Here is a 14,338-nt window from a genome sequence, read left to right as displayed (position 1 = left end):
TCCAAATGACAAAACATAAAAACAATATATCGAGACGAAAATTTTTAGGGCAATCATGTGCTGCACTTGGTTATACAACCATGTTTTCATCTTTAATTAACTTAAAAGCCATGGCTGCTACAGCTATGAATAATTCGTCTAATATTACTGTAGGTAGCGATTATAAAGCTTTGGTTTGCTTAAATCTAGGTGGTGGTAACGATTCTTTCAACATGCTTATTCCTAGAGGAAATAATGAACATAGTGAATATACCACTACCCGATCCAACTTAGCCATACCTCAAAATCAAATCCTGCCAATTAACCCAAATACATCAGATGGTAGAACTTTTGGTTTACACCCATCCATGCCAAATATGCAGCAATTATTCGAAAATAATAACTTGGCATTTCTTGCTAATGTAGGGACTTTAATAGAACCTTCAACAAAATTAGATATCAAAGACAAGGTTGTTAAAACCCCTTTAGGTTTATTTTCTCATTCAGATCAAACGCAACAATGGCAAACAGGAAGACCACATGAGAGAACTAATATTGGCTGGGGTGGTCGAATTGCAGATTTAGTGCAATCAATGAATTCCAATGAAAATATCTCAATGAATGTGTCTTTAGGAGGCAGCAATATATTTCAGAGAGGTAATCAAGTTATACCCTATGCTATAAGAACTACTGGAAGTATCGGAATCAATCGCTATGGACGAGACAATATTTATGATCGATTAAGAACAGAAGCTATAAACTCTATGTTAGATCGAGATTATCAAGATATTTTTAAAAACACTTATAAAAATACTATAAAAACTTCGAATGATGCCGGTCTACAATTTCAAGAAGCTGTAGATGAAATTCCAGAGTTTACCACCATAATGCCCGAGGAAAACCGTTTAGCAGAGAGGTTAAGAATGGTTGCAAAAACTATTGCCAGTAGAGACGTTTTGGGCTTCTCCAGACAAACATTTTTTGTTGATGCCGGAGGTTGGGACCATCATGATGAACTTCTGGTTAGCCAAGCAAATAGATTAGCAGAAGTAGATGCTGCTTTGCAATATTTTAATGGTCTAATGGCAGAATTAAACTTAAATGATTGTGTAACATTATTTAGTATCTCTGATTTCGGACGAACACTTACATCAAATGGGAATGGAACAGATCACGCCTGGGGAGGAAACGCATTTATGATGGGTGGTGCTGTACAAGGAAAAGAAATATATGGAGACTATCCTGTCCTAGCATTAGGCAGTGATGTTGATCTTAGAAATGGTGTCCTGATACCATCTACTCCTGCAGATCTTTATATGGCAGAACTCGCCTTGTGGTTTGGAGTTCCTGCTTCGGACCTTACAACCATTTTCCCTAACCTATCTAATTTTTACGATACGAACTCTGGTACGCCTCCAATTGGCTTTATGAACATGATATGATGAAAAAACAATACATACACCTACTAATTACTTTTATATTTATTTCGCCTATAATAAATGCGCAATGTTATCCAGATAGACATAGTACGAGCTGGTATGACAGCTGGATTTCTTGTGAAACATCACAAAATCCTAATCCAGCATATGGTCAAACACATTGGATTATGTATGATTTTGGGTATGAATATGAATTAAAAGAATCTAAATTCTGGAACGCCAACGAACCAAAAAACCTAAATTATGGTATCAATAATTATAATTTAGATTATTCTTTAGATGGCAATACATGGACTAATTTAGGTACTTTTCAAATGGAACAAGGAACAGGATCGTCCACGTATGAAGGCCACGAAGGTCCAGATTTTGACTTTACAAAAGCACGATATGTGTTAATTACCCCTACTTCAAATTTTGGAGGAGATTGTTACGCATTAAGTGAAATGAAAATCAACATTACAGATCCTTTTGATCTTATTGCTGAAGAAAACGGATTTAATGCTTTAGCCTATCCTAATCCTTTTGTTAGCAGCATTAGCCTTAGAATTGCATCTATTGATGAAACCAACCCTATACATTACACATTGTATGATATGTTAGGAAGGCCTATAGCTTCTAATAGCATAAGTTTAATTGAAGATACCGAAATTTATGAATTACCAATAAATGGTAATGCGCTATCTGTAGGTATGTATATTCTAAATGTTGAACAGAATAATAACAAACGTGCTTTCAAAATTATAAAAAGGAAATAAGACTTTTGCTTTCTTATTTTAGTTAAATCACATAGAAGAAAATCATAAAAAAATGGGAAATGGCACCTGCTAAAACAAATAGGTGCCAAATAACATGATTAAAAGGTATTTTTTCAATAGCATAAAAAGCAATCCCGACTGTATAAAATAGTCCACCTCCAAATAAAAATAATACGCCATTACTGCCAATAATATTAGATAAAGTTGGAAAATCGAATACAATAAGCCACCCCATCACCAAATAAAGAATTACAGAAAACACCTCAAAACGTCCAGTAAAAAACAATTTTAAAAGTATACCAAACACAGCAATTCCCCAGACAACCCAAAAAAGGGTCCAACCTAAACTCTCATGCAACGCAATTAATAAAACCGGTGTATACGTGCCGGCTATAAGTAGGTAAATACTAATATGGTCTATAATTCTAAAATAGTACTTCCTCTCTTTTTCCTTAACAACATGGTATAGTGTTGATGCTGTAAATAATATAATGATTGAAATACCATAAACTATTATGCTAAAGAGGCTCCAATTGGTTTTTTGGCTATCAAAAACAATAAGAAGTATTAAAGCAGTAATTCCAAATAATATACCAATAGCATGTGTAGTAGCATTTAACTTTTCTTCGAAAAGAGTTTGGTCTCGCATTATTTATGGAGCTTCACTAGTAGTCGGTAACCATTTATCTGTTAAATCATAAAAATCAAAGTCTATAGCAGACTTTTGACGTTCTAAGCGGCCATTTTGAAAGTTCCGCAGTAAAATATCCTCAATTAAATAGTCTTCTTTTACATTTACAGGATCAAATTCCCGCTTTAATGAAAGGTCAAACATGCTCGCCGTTGTATTATACCAAAACGCACGCCAGCCATTACGCAATTCTTTTATCAAATTAAATGCAGTGGTACCAGTCTGCCTGTGAATTAATTTAATTAGTATTTGTCCCTCCGTACGAGTAAGTTTTTTTAATTCTTCAGAAAACTCGCCTTCTATGTATTTTTGAATGCGCTTAGTATATCGTTTTTTTTCACGATTCCTTTTAAGTGTCGCTAAATGTTTGTTCATGGAATCTAAACGCTCAGCAGCCATTTTAGCATATGGATATACCTTCATTGTTTTCCTTCTAAGAATCAAGTAACTAATGCGTTCTTTTTTATTATCAAACCTAAGCTTATGTAGGAGCCTTACCTCTTTTAAATCTATAGATAATCTTGGAACAGAATCGCCCTTTATGATCAGGTATTCAACAGCAGTAGAATCTTGTTCAATATCATTCCCTTGTGCAAAAAGCAAAACAGGGAATATTAAAAATATATATTTAAAACAGTTCATCAATAAAAAATACCGGAGCTTCAATACTCCAAATTTAATAATTTACCTGGTTTAAAACATTTTTTTTCTATTTATATTATTATTTTAGTGCAAAAATTTTTTATAAATGACGAAGAAGAGCATTCTTAATAAGGAGTCTATGGACTTTTTAGAAAAGTATTTAAATAATGCCGCACCTACTGGTTATGAATGGAATGGGCAAAAATTATGGATGGAATACGTAAAACCTTACGTAGATGAGTTTATAACAGACACTTATGGCACAGCTGTAGGAGTCATAAATCCTAAAGCAAAATACAAAGTTGTTATTGAAGGCCATGCAGATGAAATTTCATGGTATGTAAATTATATTTCTGATAATGGTCTAATTTATGTGATTAGAAATGGAGGTAGTGACCATCAAATTGCACCAAGTAAAATAGTAAATGTGCATACCAAAAAGGGTATTGTAAAAGGTGTTTTTGGTTGGCCAGCAATACATACACGTAATAGAGCCAAAGAAGAAGCTCCAAAACCAGATAATATTAGCATAGATGTAGGCGCTAAAGACAAAGAAGAAGTTGAAAAAATGGGCATTCATGTGGGCTGTGTTATCACCTATCCTGATGAGTTTCATATTTTAAATGATGATAAATTTGTTTGTCGCGCTATAGACAATCGAGTGGGTGGTTTTATGATTGCCGAAGTAGCTCGTTTATTAAAGGAAAATAAAAAGGAACTTCCTTTTGGGCTTTACATTACAAACTCGGTACAAGAGGAAATAGGCCTCCGAGGAGCAGAAATGATTACGCATACTATTAAACCAGATGTAGCGATTGTCACTGATGTAACTCACGATACAACCACTCCTATGATAGAGAAGAAAAAGGAAGGACATCTTGAAATTGGTAAAGGCCCTGTAGTAGCTTATGCTCCTGCAGTGCAACAAAAATTACGTGATTTAATTACTGAAACTGCAGAGGATAAGAAAATACCTTTTCAACGCTCTGCCCTATCTCGTGCAACTGGAACAGATACCGATGCTTTTGCTTACAGTAATGGTGGCGTAGCCTCTGCTTTAATTTCATTACCGCTTCGTTATATGCATACTACTGTAGAAATGGTGCATAAAGATGACGTAGAAAATGTTATTAAATTAATTTACGAAACACTGCTTAATATAAAAGATGGTGAAACGTTTAGCTATTTTGACTAAATAATATTATGTCTATAAAATACATTAAAGTTATCCTTATTTAGGGTAACTTTTTTATTTTAAGACTGTTTGTGTTTATAAGAAAACTAAACAACAATTTATATCGAACTCATCTTGACTTTTTATTTTTAACCGAAAATGAGATAAAATTTGTTCAGATGAGGCATTTTTTGCAAGGCATAGCAGTGCTAAGCATAAAAAAAGTAACAAAATATGGACGAATTTTAGCCGTTTTTTAGGAAATAGAAAAAGTCAAGATGAGTTCATCTATTTATTTCTATTAATTTTCAATAAACTTTGTAGCTTTAACAATTATTTACAACAAACTATTCATGTTATTAAATCATCAAAATCACGTATTTAACATTCCTAAGAAAGCTAACTGTTTAAATTTAGTGGCATCTCTAACTAAACACCTACAAAATTTCTAATAATGGATGAATATATAGACATTGTTACAAAAGAAGGAAAGCCTACAGGGAAGTCCGAATTAAAATCTATCATCCATCAAAAAGGGCTTTATCATAATACTGCTCATATTTGGTTTTATACTAAAAAAGGAGCCATTTTATTATCGCAACGTTCGGCAAAAAAAACCATTTGTCCATTAATGTGGGATGTCTCGGTTGCTGGTCATATTGATGCAGGTGAAACCATAAAACAAGCGGCTGTAAGAGAAACTAAAGAAGAAATAGGAATCTCAATTTCTGAAAACGATCTTAAAAGAATAGGCGTTTTTGAATGCTTCCAAACTTATAAAAATGGTATTATTGATAACGAATTCCATAACACATTTATTTGCGAGTTGAAGGTTCCAATGTCTAAATTAATTCCTCAAGAAGAAGAAGTTGAAGCTCTTAAATTAGTGTCCTTTTCAAATTTTAAAGACCTTATTAAAAACATAGGCAACAATGATAATCACTTTGTGCCTTCAAACAAGTTATATTACGAACTCGTACTACAAAATATTATTGAAACTGTAAACTAACCTCTTATTCTCCCCTAAAATGAACCTGTTACTTCTAGCTATTGCCCCAATATTTATAGTTATTCTCTATATATATTTTAAAGATAAATATGAAAAAGAGCCTAAACGATTACTCTTCTACAACTTTCTTCTAGGTGCTATAGTAAGTGTCTTTATTACTACTATTTTATATTATGTGTTCGATATCGTCTTGTTGCTTCCAAACGAAACAAGTATTTTTCAACAATTTATTAAAGCATTTATTGTTGTTGCCTTAACCGAAGAATTTAGTAAATATGTTATTGTCCGGTATTTTGCTCAAAGAAATAAAGAGTTTAACGAGCCTTTTGATGGTATAGCCTATGCTGTTATGGTATCTATGGGTTTTGCGGCTACGGAAAATATTCTATATGTACTGGAAGGAGGCTACCAAACAGCTTTATTAAGAGCTTTTACAGCGGTTCCTGCTCATGCAATATTTGGAGTTTTAATGGGCTTTTATATGGGAAAAGCAAAGTTTTCAAAAAACAGAATAGGTTTAAATCTTATTGGTTTACTATCCGCTATTATATTTCATGGTACTTACGACTTTTTCTTATTTATAGATTTTGTACCTGGTATTTGGGTAGGTGCTTTTATATCTCTTTTAATTGGAATTTTTCTATCAAAAAGAGCCATCAAACACCATCAGGAACACTCCAATTTTAATATTTGATAAGTTATTTCCAAATATGATTTATCTCATAAATTAAATCATAGTTATTTAATAATTTTAGCGGACTCATAATTCATACTTAGCTCTGTAATAAAATATTTCGTATATAAAATTCATATATTTACTACAAATTAATCCAGACATCGATGAGCAAAACTTTCAAAACCTCTGTAAATAATACGTTTGATTTTGAAATTAAAGATGATGATATTTCTAATCTTGACGCTTTACAAATTTCAGAATCAAAATTTCATGTCCTAGAGCAAAACAAATCCTATCATGCTGAAATTATAAAAGAAGACTTCAATAAAAAAGCATATGAAGTAAAAATCAATAATAACACATACAATATTAGTATTTTAAATGATTTAGACACTTTAATAAAAGATATGGGATTTGCTATTGGAGCTACAAAACATATCGGTTCTATTAAAGCCCCCATGCCAGGGCTTATTTTAGAAATTAACGTAAAAGCCAATCAGGAAGTGAAAGAAGATGACCCGCTTTTAATTCTTGAAGCCATGAAAATGGAAAATATTATTACATCTCCTATAGATGGAGTTATTAAATCTATTTCTGTAAATAAGGGAGATGCTGTTGAGAAAAACCAACTACTAATTGAGTTCGACGCGTAATTATATTTATTTCAACGTTACAACATATAGAGTTTACATACAATTATATTAAACATACGTGTTCATAGCTTATTTTATTTATTATGAAAAAAATACTAGTAGCAAATAGAGGTGAAATAGCCATAAGAGTTATGATGACTGCTCAGAAAATGGGTATAAAAACAGTCGCTGTATATTCTACGGCTGATAGAAATGCACCACATGTCAAGTTTGCAGACGAAGCAATATGTATTGGCGAACCGCCATCCAATCAATCTTATTTAAGAGGTGATAAAATTATTGAGGTTGCAAAACAACTAAGTGTAGATGGTATACATCCCGGATATGGTTTCTTAAGTGAAAATGCTGGTTTTGCAGAGTTATGCGAGCAAAACAATATTACTTTTATAGGTCCAAGATCAAAAGCCATTAAAATTATGGGCAGCAAATTAGCAGCAAAAGAAGCTGTTAAGGCATACGATATTCCTATGGTTCCCGGAATTGATGAAGCCATCACAGATGTTTCCAAAGCTAAAGTTATAGCAAAAAAAATAGGGTTCCCTATTCTTATCAAAGCATCAGCAGGAGGTGGCGGAAAAGGGATGCGAGTTGTAGAAAAAGAAAGTGACCTGGAATCTCAAATGAATCGGGCTATTAGTGAAGCAACTTCTGCTTTTGGAGACGGTTCTGTTTTTATTGAAAAGTATGTCACCTCTCCTCGTCATATAGAAATTCAAGTGATGGCTGATAGCCACGGTAACATATTGCATTTTTTTGAACGCGAATGCAGTATTCAACGTCGCCATCAAAAAGTAATTGAAGAAGCGCCATCTTCAGTTTTAACTCCAGAACTAAGAAAAAAAATGGGAGAAGCTGCCACTAAGGTTGCCAAATCTTGTGATTATTTAGGTGCAGGTACGGTCGAATTTTTATTGGATGCAGATCATAACTTTTATTTCTTAGAAATGAATACCAGGTTACAAGTAGAACACCCTGTCTCAGAATTAATTGCTGGTGTAGATTTGGTAGAGCTTCAAATACTTGTGGCTCGTGGTGAAGCTTTAAACCTCAAACAAGATGATTTAAAAATTAGTGGACATGCGCTGGAATTAAGGGTTTATGCAGAGGATCCATTAAATGATTTTTTACCTAGTGTTGGACATTTAGATGTTTACAAACTTCCTAAAGGAGATGGCATTCGTGTGGATAATGGTTTTGAAGAAAACATGGATGTTCCCATTTATTATGACCCCATGCTTTCTAAACTGATAACTTACGGAAAAACAAGGGATGAAGCCATTCAACTTATGATAAAAGCGATTAATAATTACCATGTGGAAGGTGTACAAACAACATTGTCTTTCGGAAAATATGTTTGTGAACATGAAGCTTTTCGTTCTGGAAATTTTGATACTCATTTTGTTAAAAATTACTATTCGCCAGAAGCACTTAAGGAAGAAACAGAAAAAGAAGCGAAAATTGCTGCTTTAATTGCAGTGAAACATTATGTAGAAAACCAAAAACTATTGAGAGTACCTAAATAAAAAGTTTGCAGTATTCAGTAGCAGTTTGCAGTTAGCTTAATTGAAAATTAGGTTAGAAATTTAGAATTAATAAAACTTCGCATTTTTGCGACTTAGCGAAAAGAAAGACATGAACTCAAAAGAAGACAAAATAAATAAACTAAACGAACGTATTGCTCTGGCTCATCTGGGCGGCGGACAGAAACGTATTGATAAACAACATGCAAAAAAGAAACTTACAGCAAGAGAGCGTGTCAACTATTTAATGGATGAAGGTTCTTTTGAAGAAATTGGCGTTCTGGTTACTCATAGAACAACAGATTTCGGAATGGAAAATGAGATCTATTTTGGTGATGGTGTTATTACTGGCTATGGTACTGTAAATGGAAGACTAGTTTATGTGTACGCACAAGATTTTACAGTTTTTGGAGGGGCATTATCTGAAACACATGCTGAAAAAATATGCAAAATAATGGATCTGGCAGTTAAAGTCGGAGCTCCTATTATTGGATTAAACGATTCTGGTGGCGCTCGTATTCAAGAAGGTGTTAGATCGCTTGGTGGTTATGCAGATATATTCTACAGAAATGTGCAAACTTCTGGGGTCATTCCTCAAATTTCTGCTATTATGGGGCCTTGTGCTGGCGGTGCTGTCTACTCCCCTGCCATGACCGATTTTACCATCATGGTAGAAAACACAAGTTATATGTTTGTAACGGGTCCAAATGTTGTAAAAACGGTTACTAATGAAGAAGTAACCAGCGAAGAATTAGGTGGTGCCTATACGCATGCTTCAAAGTCTGGTGTGGCTCATAAAACTTCAGCTAATGATATTGAATGTTTAGAAGACATAAAAAAACTATTGAGTTACTTACCACAAAACAATACGGAAACGCCTAAAAAATCAGATTTTGAATTAAAAGATGAAATAAGAGATCTTTTATCTGATATTGTACCAGACAATCCTAATAAACCTTATGACATGCATGCCGTTATAGCTGGTATCATTGATGAAGATTCTTTTTATGAAATTCATAAAGACTATGCCGAAAATATTATTGTTGGTTTTGCAAGACTTGGTGGGCGTAATATTGGAATTGTAGCAAACCAACCGCTCTTTTTAGCTGGCGTTTTAGATGTGAATAGCTCAAAAAAAGCAGCCCGTTTCACTCGATTTTGTGATTGCTTTAATATCCCGTTGTTAGTATTAGTTGATGTCCCTGGCTTTTTACCAGGAACTGACCAGGAATGGAACGGAATTATTGTTCATGGCGCAAAACTATTATATGCTTTAAGTGAGGCAACTATACCAAAAGTAACTGTTATTACTAGAAAAGCCTATGGTGGTGCTTACGATGTTATGAATTCTAAACACATTGGAGCGGACTTAAATTATGCATGGCCAGGAGCCGAAATTGCGGTTATGGGAGCAAAAGGCGCCAGTGAAATTATTTTTAAACGAGAAATAGCTGCTGCCGATGATCCTGCTGAAAAATTAGCAGAGAAAGAAGCTGAATATGCTGAAAAATTTGCGAATCCATATAAGGCTGCAAGACGTGGATTTATTGATGAAGTCATATTACCAAAAAATACACGAAGAAAACTTATCAAAGCTTTTTCTATGTTAGAAGACAAGCACGTTGACACTCCAAAAAGAAAACATGGGAACATCCCTTTATAGCAACTAAAAACAAAACTAAAAAAGGAGACCGCCTTAACAGTCTCCTTTTTGCTCTATCTAACAAATAAACTTTATAAAATTAGTTTATCTGAAAAATTAATCCCACAACGTATGTTTTTAAACTCAAAAAATAATTAAAGCCTACCCTATAAAAACAAACTTAAGCAGATTGTCTGTGATAGATTCATGTTGATTAATAGCAATGCAAATATCACAAACCGCTTTAATAATAAAGAATAATTAACTACTCATTTTATACTCAAAATCAATAAAATAGTATTTTTTGTATGTATTAAGTTTGGGGTTATTAAAATATTGTATTCTTTAATTTAACGTGAATCTTCTATGTTTAAGAGTTCAAGATGTCACTTCAAGTGTCCCGAACTTGCTTCGGGATGTATCGAGAAGCTTTTTTGTCGAAAATTTATTTGCCTGCCTGTCGGCAGCTACGGTGTACCCACATCTTTAAAAAAGATTCATTATTTACTTTTCTTTGCCCGTCCAAAGAAAAGTAACAAAAGAAAAGACGCCCCTTCGATAGGAATTTCTTCTTTTGCTTAGGCTCAAGAAGAACCAAGCACAAAACTTCGACGTCGCGCCAATGCTATATCCCATACTATGCTCCTGGTTTTCAAAGCTTTTGTACTTTATTCTTACGAAGGGTCGGGGCTTGCCTAATGGTCATTTCTTAACGATCGCCTTAATCCCTTTTTTAAATCTTATAATCCTCTATTTAGGAAGGAACGACCTGTCCAAAAGAGAGGGCTAAGTGCCGCTCATTTGGAGGTTTTATGGTTTCTACCTGATAGATATAACATATCATCACGATACCACTTTTCTTTAATATTATTATAGTTACTGTTTAGGGCAATATGTGGGTACACCGTAGCTGTCGGCAGACAGGTTTTCGATACGATTTTTTGCAAAAATCAACTAACTGACATAAATTTTCTTATCCAAGATTCAAGCTAATTTAATATTTTTTCTGAGGTTCTAAAAGTCACTTTAAGATACTCTACCAGTGTGGATTTTTCTTTATCAATATTAATCTTTTTAGTAATACGGTAGCGCTTACTTTCAATGGCTCTAACAGATGTATTTAAGAAGACAGCAATTTCTTTATTCTTAAAACCAACATACAAATAGTAGCAAATAATAACATCCGAATCGTTTAATTGCGGATACATTTTATTTATTACCTGGAAGAAATTAACATTAAGACCATTGACTAAATCTAAATGACTTTTGCTTTTATCTAAAATTGTGGAAGAGTTATGGTGTACATTTTTATATAATTCTTTAATTTTTTCGCGTTGTACAGGAGTCTCTCTTATTGTAGATATTTTTTTAATGTCTTTTTTTAAGCTGGCTATGTAATCTTCTAAGCCTTGAACTTTTACTACTAATTTTTCATTATTAGACTTTAAATATGACAAATTACTTGTTTGATTACTTAAATCTACTGTTTTAAGCTTTTGTTTTCTATAAAAAAACATATATATAAAACTAGAAGCTGTTAAGAGTAAAAGCAAAACAACCACCAATACACCATTTAAATATTGTTTATCACTAACAATTTTTAACTCAAACCCCTTATTGACTAAATCGTTATTTACCTCATAACTGCTGGTCATAATGCTTTCATACATTTTGTTTTCAAAAACCGCTAAAGAATCCGTATAAGCTTCAACATTTTCTTTGTTCTCCAAAATTCTATAAGAATCTATGTATAATCTAAAATAATCTTCTTTAACATCTTCTGTCATAAAACGTTTATTTTTTGACGCTTTTGATAGGTAATGTAATGTCGAATCTATTTGTTTTCTTTTAAAATGGGTATTTGCAAAAGACACTTCTGCTAAAGCTTCAAAAGAGGCATAATTATATAAAACAATTGTAGGGTTATTTTTTAATTTTTTAAATTCCTTGAAATACACATGAGCTGCTTCTAAATCATCCAATGCCAAATAATTAGAGATAAGCATATTTAAAGCAAACATATAAAAATAAGCATCGTCTTTAGCGTCTTTGTATTTAACTAAATTATCTAATAGCAACTTATTACATGCTTTATATTCATTATCAAGAAACTTAGCATAAGCATATGTTAGATCTACCTCAAAATCGCCATAAGCATAATCAGATAATTTATAATATTCTCTAGCTTTTTTTAAATGTTTAAATGCTGTAGTATCCTTTTTAACATAATAAAGACTAGAGAATAATTCTAAACTAGCCTCTCCTGCTACTTCATAATTCTTCTCATGTATGGCATATTTTAATGCTAACATGATACTTTGATATGATTTTATGTCATCATTATTTTCATCATAAATCAACGATTTTAATACATAATAATTGGGGAGTCCTTTTTTAATGAAATGATCTACTGGCTGCGGAATAGAATCTAAAAATGTTATTGCTTTTTTAGTATCATAATCAATATAAATATCCGCAGAATCGACAAATCGCTCGTAGTCACCAGAGTCTTGACCGTAACAAAAAGTTCTAAAAAATAATAGAACGACACAAACAAAAAACATGCTGTGTTCTAAACAAAGTTTTGGTTTTATCAAAATTTTAAAGTATAATTAATCCCCTTGTAAAAATATGCAATTATTTCTAACAATATTATAATTTATTATTACTCATAAAAAGCCTTGTGATTATTACCTTTTATAGCCATTTTAATTAGAAAATAAGCTTTTATCTAATCCTGGAACAATAACCGTAATACATTTTTATATAATAGACTTGACTTTTAATACATCATCTGGTAAATCCATACCATGTCCATTCAAAAAAGGCTAATTACTATTTCTTAGCTTTTATAACTTGAGCGGTGTACATAAATGATTCTTGCCAACGTTCGAAACGTTTATCAAATTCTGTCGAAAAAATTAAATACTGGCATTTACCTATACTTTCTGGGGTTCTTGTTATTTCTGCAAAATGACTTCCTCTAGACAAAGATTCAGCATCTTCAACAATACACATTTGCAACTTGTTTAAATTAATACCGTTTAATAAAAATATTCTATTCAAACGCTTTGGTGTAGCAATAACGATATCTGTTCCAACATATATTTCTTCACGTTGTAACTCAATATTATGCTCTTCATAAGCACAATAAACCCTTAGATCTGTACCTCTTTTAAATAAATTGAATTCCAACTCTAATGCTAATGCAGCTTGTTTATCTTTTACAAAAATTAAAGCACGAGGGGCATCTTCGAATGCCGATTTTAATCTTTGTATAACACTTATGACCATACTCGTTGTTTTGCCAGATCCTTTAGGAGCTATAGCAAATAGGCTTGCACCTCCTTTTATTTTTGGCAATATTTCTTTTTGAAATGCTAATGGGGCTTCAAACCCCTTATTTATTATGGTATCTTTTAAAGGTAGAATGAGTTTTTTAAATGACATAAGTATGTTTCTTAATATGAAAAAACAAAGATAGCATTAAATACAACTAAGGATTAAAAACAAAAAGACACTCATTACGAGTGCCTTTTCTTGCTATTAATCAACTTATAATTAAAACTCCAAATCTGATACTAAATCAAATTCATCATAAATAGCTTTGTCTTTCAGTCCTTCAAAAAAGCTAGTAGATCCATATTTTACGTCATATTTTGTTCTATCAACTTTCAATGTCGCAGTGGCTTTATTCCCATAAACAGATATTGCAAATGTAATAGGGTTTGTTTTCCCTTTTATCGTTAAATCTCCTGTAACTTCATAAGAGTTTTTACCCGTAGTTTTAACTTTTACAAATACCAATTTAGCTGTTGGGTGTGCTGCAACACCAAAAAAATCGTCCGATTTTAAATGACCATCAAGTTTCCCTTTATATTCACCATCTAAATCAGTCGTGTTTATAGTAGTCATATCTATTACAAACTCACCTCCTGTTAATTTATCGCCTTCAAAATTTAAAAACCCTGATTGTATTGCAATGGTTCCTTCGTGTGATCCAGTTACTTTATAACCTTTCCAAACCACTTTACTTTTATCGGTTTTTATTTCCTTTTTGTTTTTATCTATCGCTGTAAAAGACAATGTAAATAATGTCACTACAGTTAATACTACTAAATTTTTAATTGTGTTTTTCATGTTGTTTTTTTTAATTGT

13 protein-coding genes are annotated in these 14,338 nt (G+C 32.5%); 8 read left to right on the top strand and 5 right to left on the bottom strand.

Going from position 1 to position 14,338, the window contains the following annotated elements; all coding sequences use genetic code 11:
* The first annotated feature begins 5 nt into the window (after nt 1-5).
* Both Q4Q34_RS14855 and Q4Q34_RS14850 read left to right on the top strand, forming a co-directional pair.
* Nucleotides 6-1,421: a DUF1501 domain-containing protein gene (locus Q4Q34_RS14855; RefSeq protein WP_303315544.1), complete on the top strand. Its 1,416-nt coding sequence runs from the start codon at nt 6-8 to the stop codon at nt 1,419-1,421.
* Nucleotides 1,418-2,173 carry a discoidin domain-containing protein gene (locus Q4Q34_RS14850; RefSeq protein WP_303315546.1) on the top strand — a complete coding sequence of 252 codons (756 nt, stop codon included), beginning with the start codon at nt 1,418-1,420 and terminating at the stop codon, nt 2,171-2,173. Before Q4Q34_RS14855 ends, Q4Q34_RS14850 begins: the two co-directional genes overlap by 4 nt.
* 22 nt (nt 2,174-2,195) lie before the next feature.
* Here the strand turns inward: Q4Q34_RS14850 and trhA are convergent, their stop codons facing one another.
* Complete coding sequence (gene trhA / locus Q4Q34_RS14845; RefSeq protein WP_303315548.1) at nt 2,196-2,822, bottom strand: PAQR family membrane homeostasis protein TrhA; 627 nt, start codon at nt 2,820-2,822, stop codon at nt 2,196-2,198.
* A gap of 3 nt (nt 2,823-2,825) precedes the next feature.
* Nucleotides 2,826-3,506 (bottom strand): DUF4294 domain-containing protein, encoded by a 681-nt coding sequence (locus Q4Q34_RS14840; protein ID WP_303315551.1) that lies wholly within the window; start codon nt 3,504-3,506, stop codon nt 2,826-2,828.
* A 106-nt stretch (nt 3,507-3,612) separates the two neighbouring features.
* Here Q4Q34_RS14840 and Q4Q34_RS14835 point away from each other — a divergent pair, with 106 nt between their 5' ends.
* From Q4Q34_RS14835 to Q4Q34_RS14810, 6 genes are all read left to right on the top strand, one after another.
* Complete coding sequence (locus tag Q4Q34_RS14835; RefSeq protein ID WP_303315552.1) at nt 3,613-4,701, top strand: M42 family metallopeptidase; 1,089 nt, start codon at nt 3,613-3,615, stop codon at nt 4,699-4,701.
* Between the two features lie 433 nt (nt 4,702-5,134).
* Nucleotides 5,135-5,689 carry an NUDIX hydrolase gene (locus Q4Q34_RS14830; protein WP_303315554.1) on the top strand — a complete coding sequence of 185 codons (555 nt, stop codon included), beginning with the start codon at nt 5,135-5,137 and terminating at the stop codon, nt 5,687-5,689.
* A gap of 19 nt (nt 5,690-5,708) precedes the next feature.
* Nucleotides 5,709-6,383: a PrsW family intramembrane metalloprotease gene (locus Q4Q34_RS14825; RefSeq protein ID WP_303315556.1), complete on the top strand. Its 675-nt coding sequence runs from the start codon at nt 5,709-5,711 to the stop codon at nt 6,381-6,383.
* Between the two features lie 146 nt (nt 6,384-6,529).
* Nucleotides 6,530-7,018, top strand: coding sequence for an acetyl-CoA carboxylase biotin carboxyl carrier protein subunit (locus Q4Q34_RS14820; RefSeq protein WP_303315558.1), 489 nt, complete (start codon nt 6,530-6,532; stop codon nt 7,016-7,018).
* Nucleotides 7,019-7,101: 83 nt separating this feature from the next.
* Entirely contained in the window at nt 7,102-8,541 is a 1,440-nt protein-coding gene (locus Q4Q34_RS14815; RefSeq protein WP_303315561.1) for an acetyl-CoA carboxylase biotin carboxylase subunit, read from the top strand.
* Nucleotides 8,542-8,650: 109 nt separating this feature from the next.
* Nucleotides 8,651-10,201 (top strand): acyl-CoA carboxylase subunit beta, encoded by a 1,551-nt coding sequence (locus tag Q4Q34_RS14810; RefSeq protein ID WP_303315562.1) that lies wholly within the window; start codon nt 8,651-8,653, stop codon nt 10,199-10,201.
* Nucleotides 10,202-11,169: 968 nt separating this feature from the next.
* On the opposite strand, the gene Q4Q34_RS14805 is transcribed toward Q4Q34_RS14810, so the two are convergent.
* The 3 genes from Q4Q34_RS14805 to Q4Q34_RS14795 all read right to left on the bottom strand — a co-directional run bounded on the left by Q4Q34_RS14805 (nt 11,170) and on the right by Q4Q34_RS14795 (nt 14,320).
* Complete coding sequence (locus tag Q4Q34_RS14805) at nt 11,170-12,777, bottom strand: helix-turn-helix transcriptional regulator (protein WP_303315564.1); 1,608 nt, start codon at nt 12,775-12,777, stop codon at nt 11,170-11,172.
* A gap of 238 nt (nt 12,778-13,015) precedes the next feature.
* Complete coding sequence (locus Q4Q34_RS14800) at nt 13,016-13,630, bottom strand: DEAD/DEAH box helicase (RefSeq protein ID WP_303315566.1); 615 nt, start codon at nt 13,628-13,630, stop codon at nt 13,016-13,018.
* Nucleotides 13,631-13,741: 111 nt separating this feature from the next.
* The gene (locus Q4Q34_RS14795; RefSeq protein WP_303315568.1) at nt 13,742-14,320 is read right to left on the bottom strand and encodes a YceI family protein; all 579 of its coding nucleotides are present in this window, start codon (nt 14,318-14,320) and stop codon (nt 13,742-13,744) included.
* Between the last annotated feature and the right edge of the window lie 18 nt (nt 14,321-14,338).

This window comes from Flavivirga abyssicola (genome assembly GCF_030540775.2).
GTDB lineage: Bacteria > Bacteroidota > Bacteroidia > Flavobacteriales > Flavobacteriaceae > Flavivirga > Flavivirga abyssicola.
Note: the sequence above shows the minus strand (reverse complement) of the source record. Positions and strands in the feature narration are given on the sequence as shown.

Bases quoted from the DNA above. Each gene is read 5' to 3' on its own strand.
- Q4Q34_RS14855 (WP_303315544.1), top strand. From the start codon at position 6: ATGACAAAACATAAAAACAATATATCGAGACGAAAATTTTTAGGGCAA.
- Q4Q34_RS14850 (WP_303315546.1), top strand. From the start codon at position 1,418: ATGATGAAAAAACAATACATACACCTACTAATTACTTTTATATTTATT.
- trhA (WP_303315548.1), bottom strand. From the start codon at position 2,822: ATGCGAGACCAAACTCTTTTCGAAGAAAAGTTAAATGCTACTACACAT.
- Q4Q34_RS14840 (WP_303315551.1), bottom strand. From the start codon at position 3,506: ATGAACTGTTTTAAATATATATTTTTAATATTCCCTGTTTTGCTTTTT.
- Q4Q34_RS14835 (WP_303315552.1), top strand. From the start codon at position 3,613: ATGACGAAGAAGAGCATTCTTAATAAGGAGTCTATGGACTTTTTAGAA.
- Q4Q34_RS14830 (WP_303315554.1), top strand. From the start codon at position 5,135: ATGGATGAATATATAGACATTGTTACAAAAGAAGGAAAGCCTACAGGG.
- Q4Q34_RS14825 (WP_303315556.1), top strand. From the start codon at position 5,709: ATGAACCTGTTACTTCTAGCTATTGCCCCAATATTTATAGTTATTCTC.
- Q4Q34_RS14820 (WP_303315558.1), top strand. From the start codon at position 6,530: ATGAGCAAAACTTTCAAAACCTCTGTAAATAATACGTTTGATTTTGAA.
- Q4Q34_RS14815 (WP_303315561.1), top strand. From the start codon at position 7,102: ATGAAAAAAATACTAGTAGCAAATAGAGGTGAAATAGCCATAAGAGTT.
- Q4Q34_RS14810 (WP_303315562.1), top strand. From the start codon at position 8,651: ATGAACTCAAAAGAAGACAAAATAAATAAACTAAACGAACGTATTGCT.
- Q4Q34_RS14800 (WP_303315566.1), bottom strand. From the start codon at position 13,630: ATGTCATTTAAAAAACTCATTCTACCTTTAAAAGATACCATAATAAAT.
- Q4Q34_RS14795 (WP_303315568.1), bottom strand. From the start codon at position 14,320: ATGAAAAACACAATTAAAAATTTAGTAGTATTAACTGTAGTGACATTA.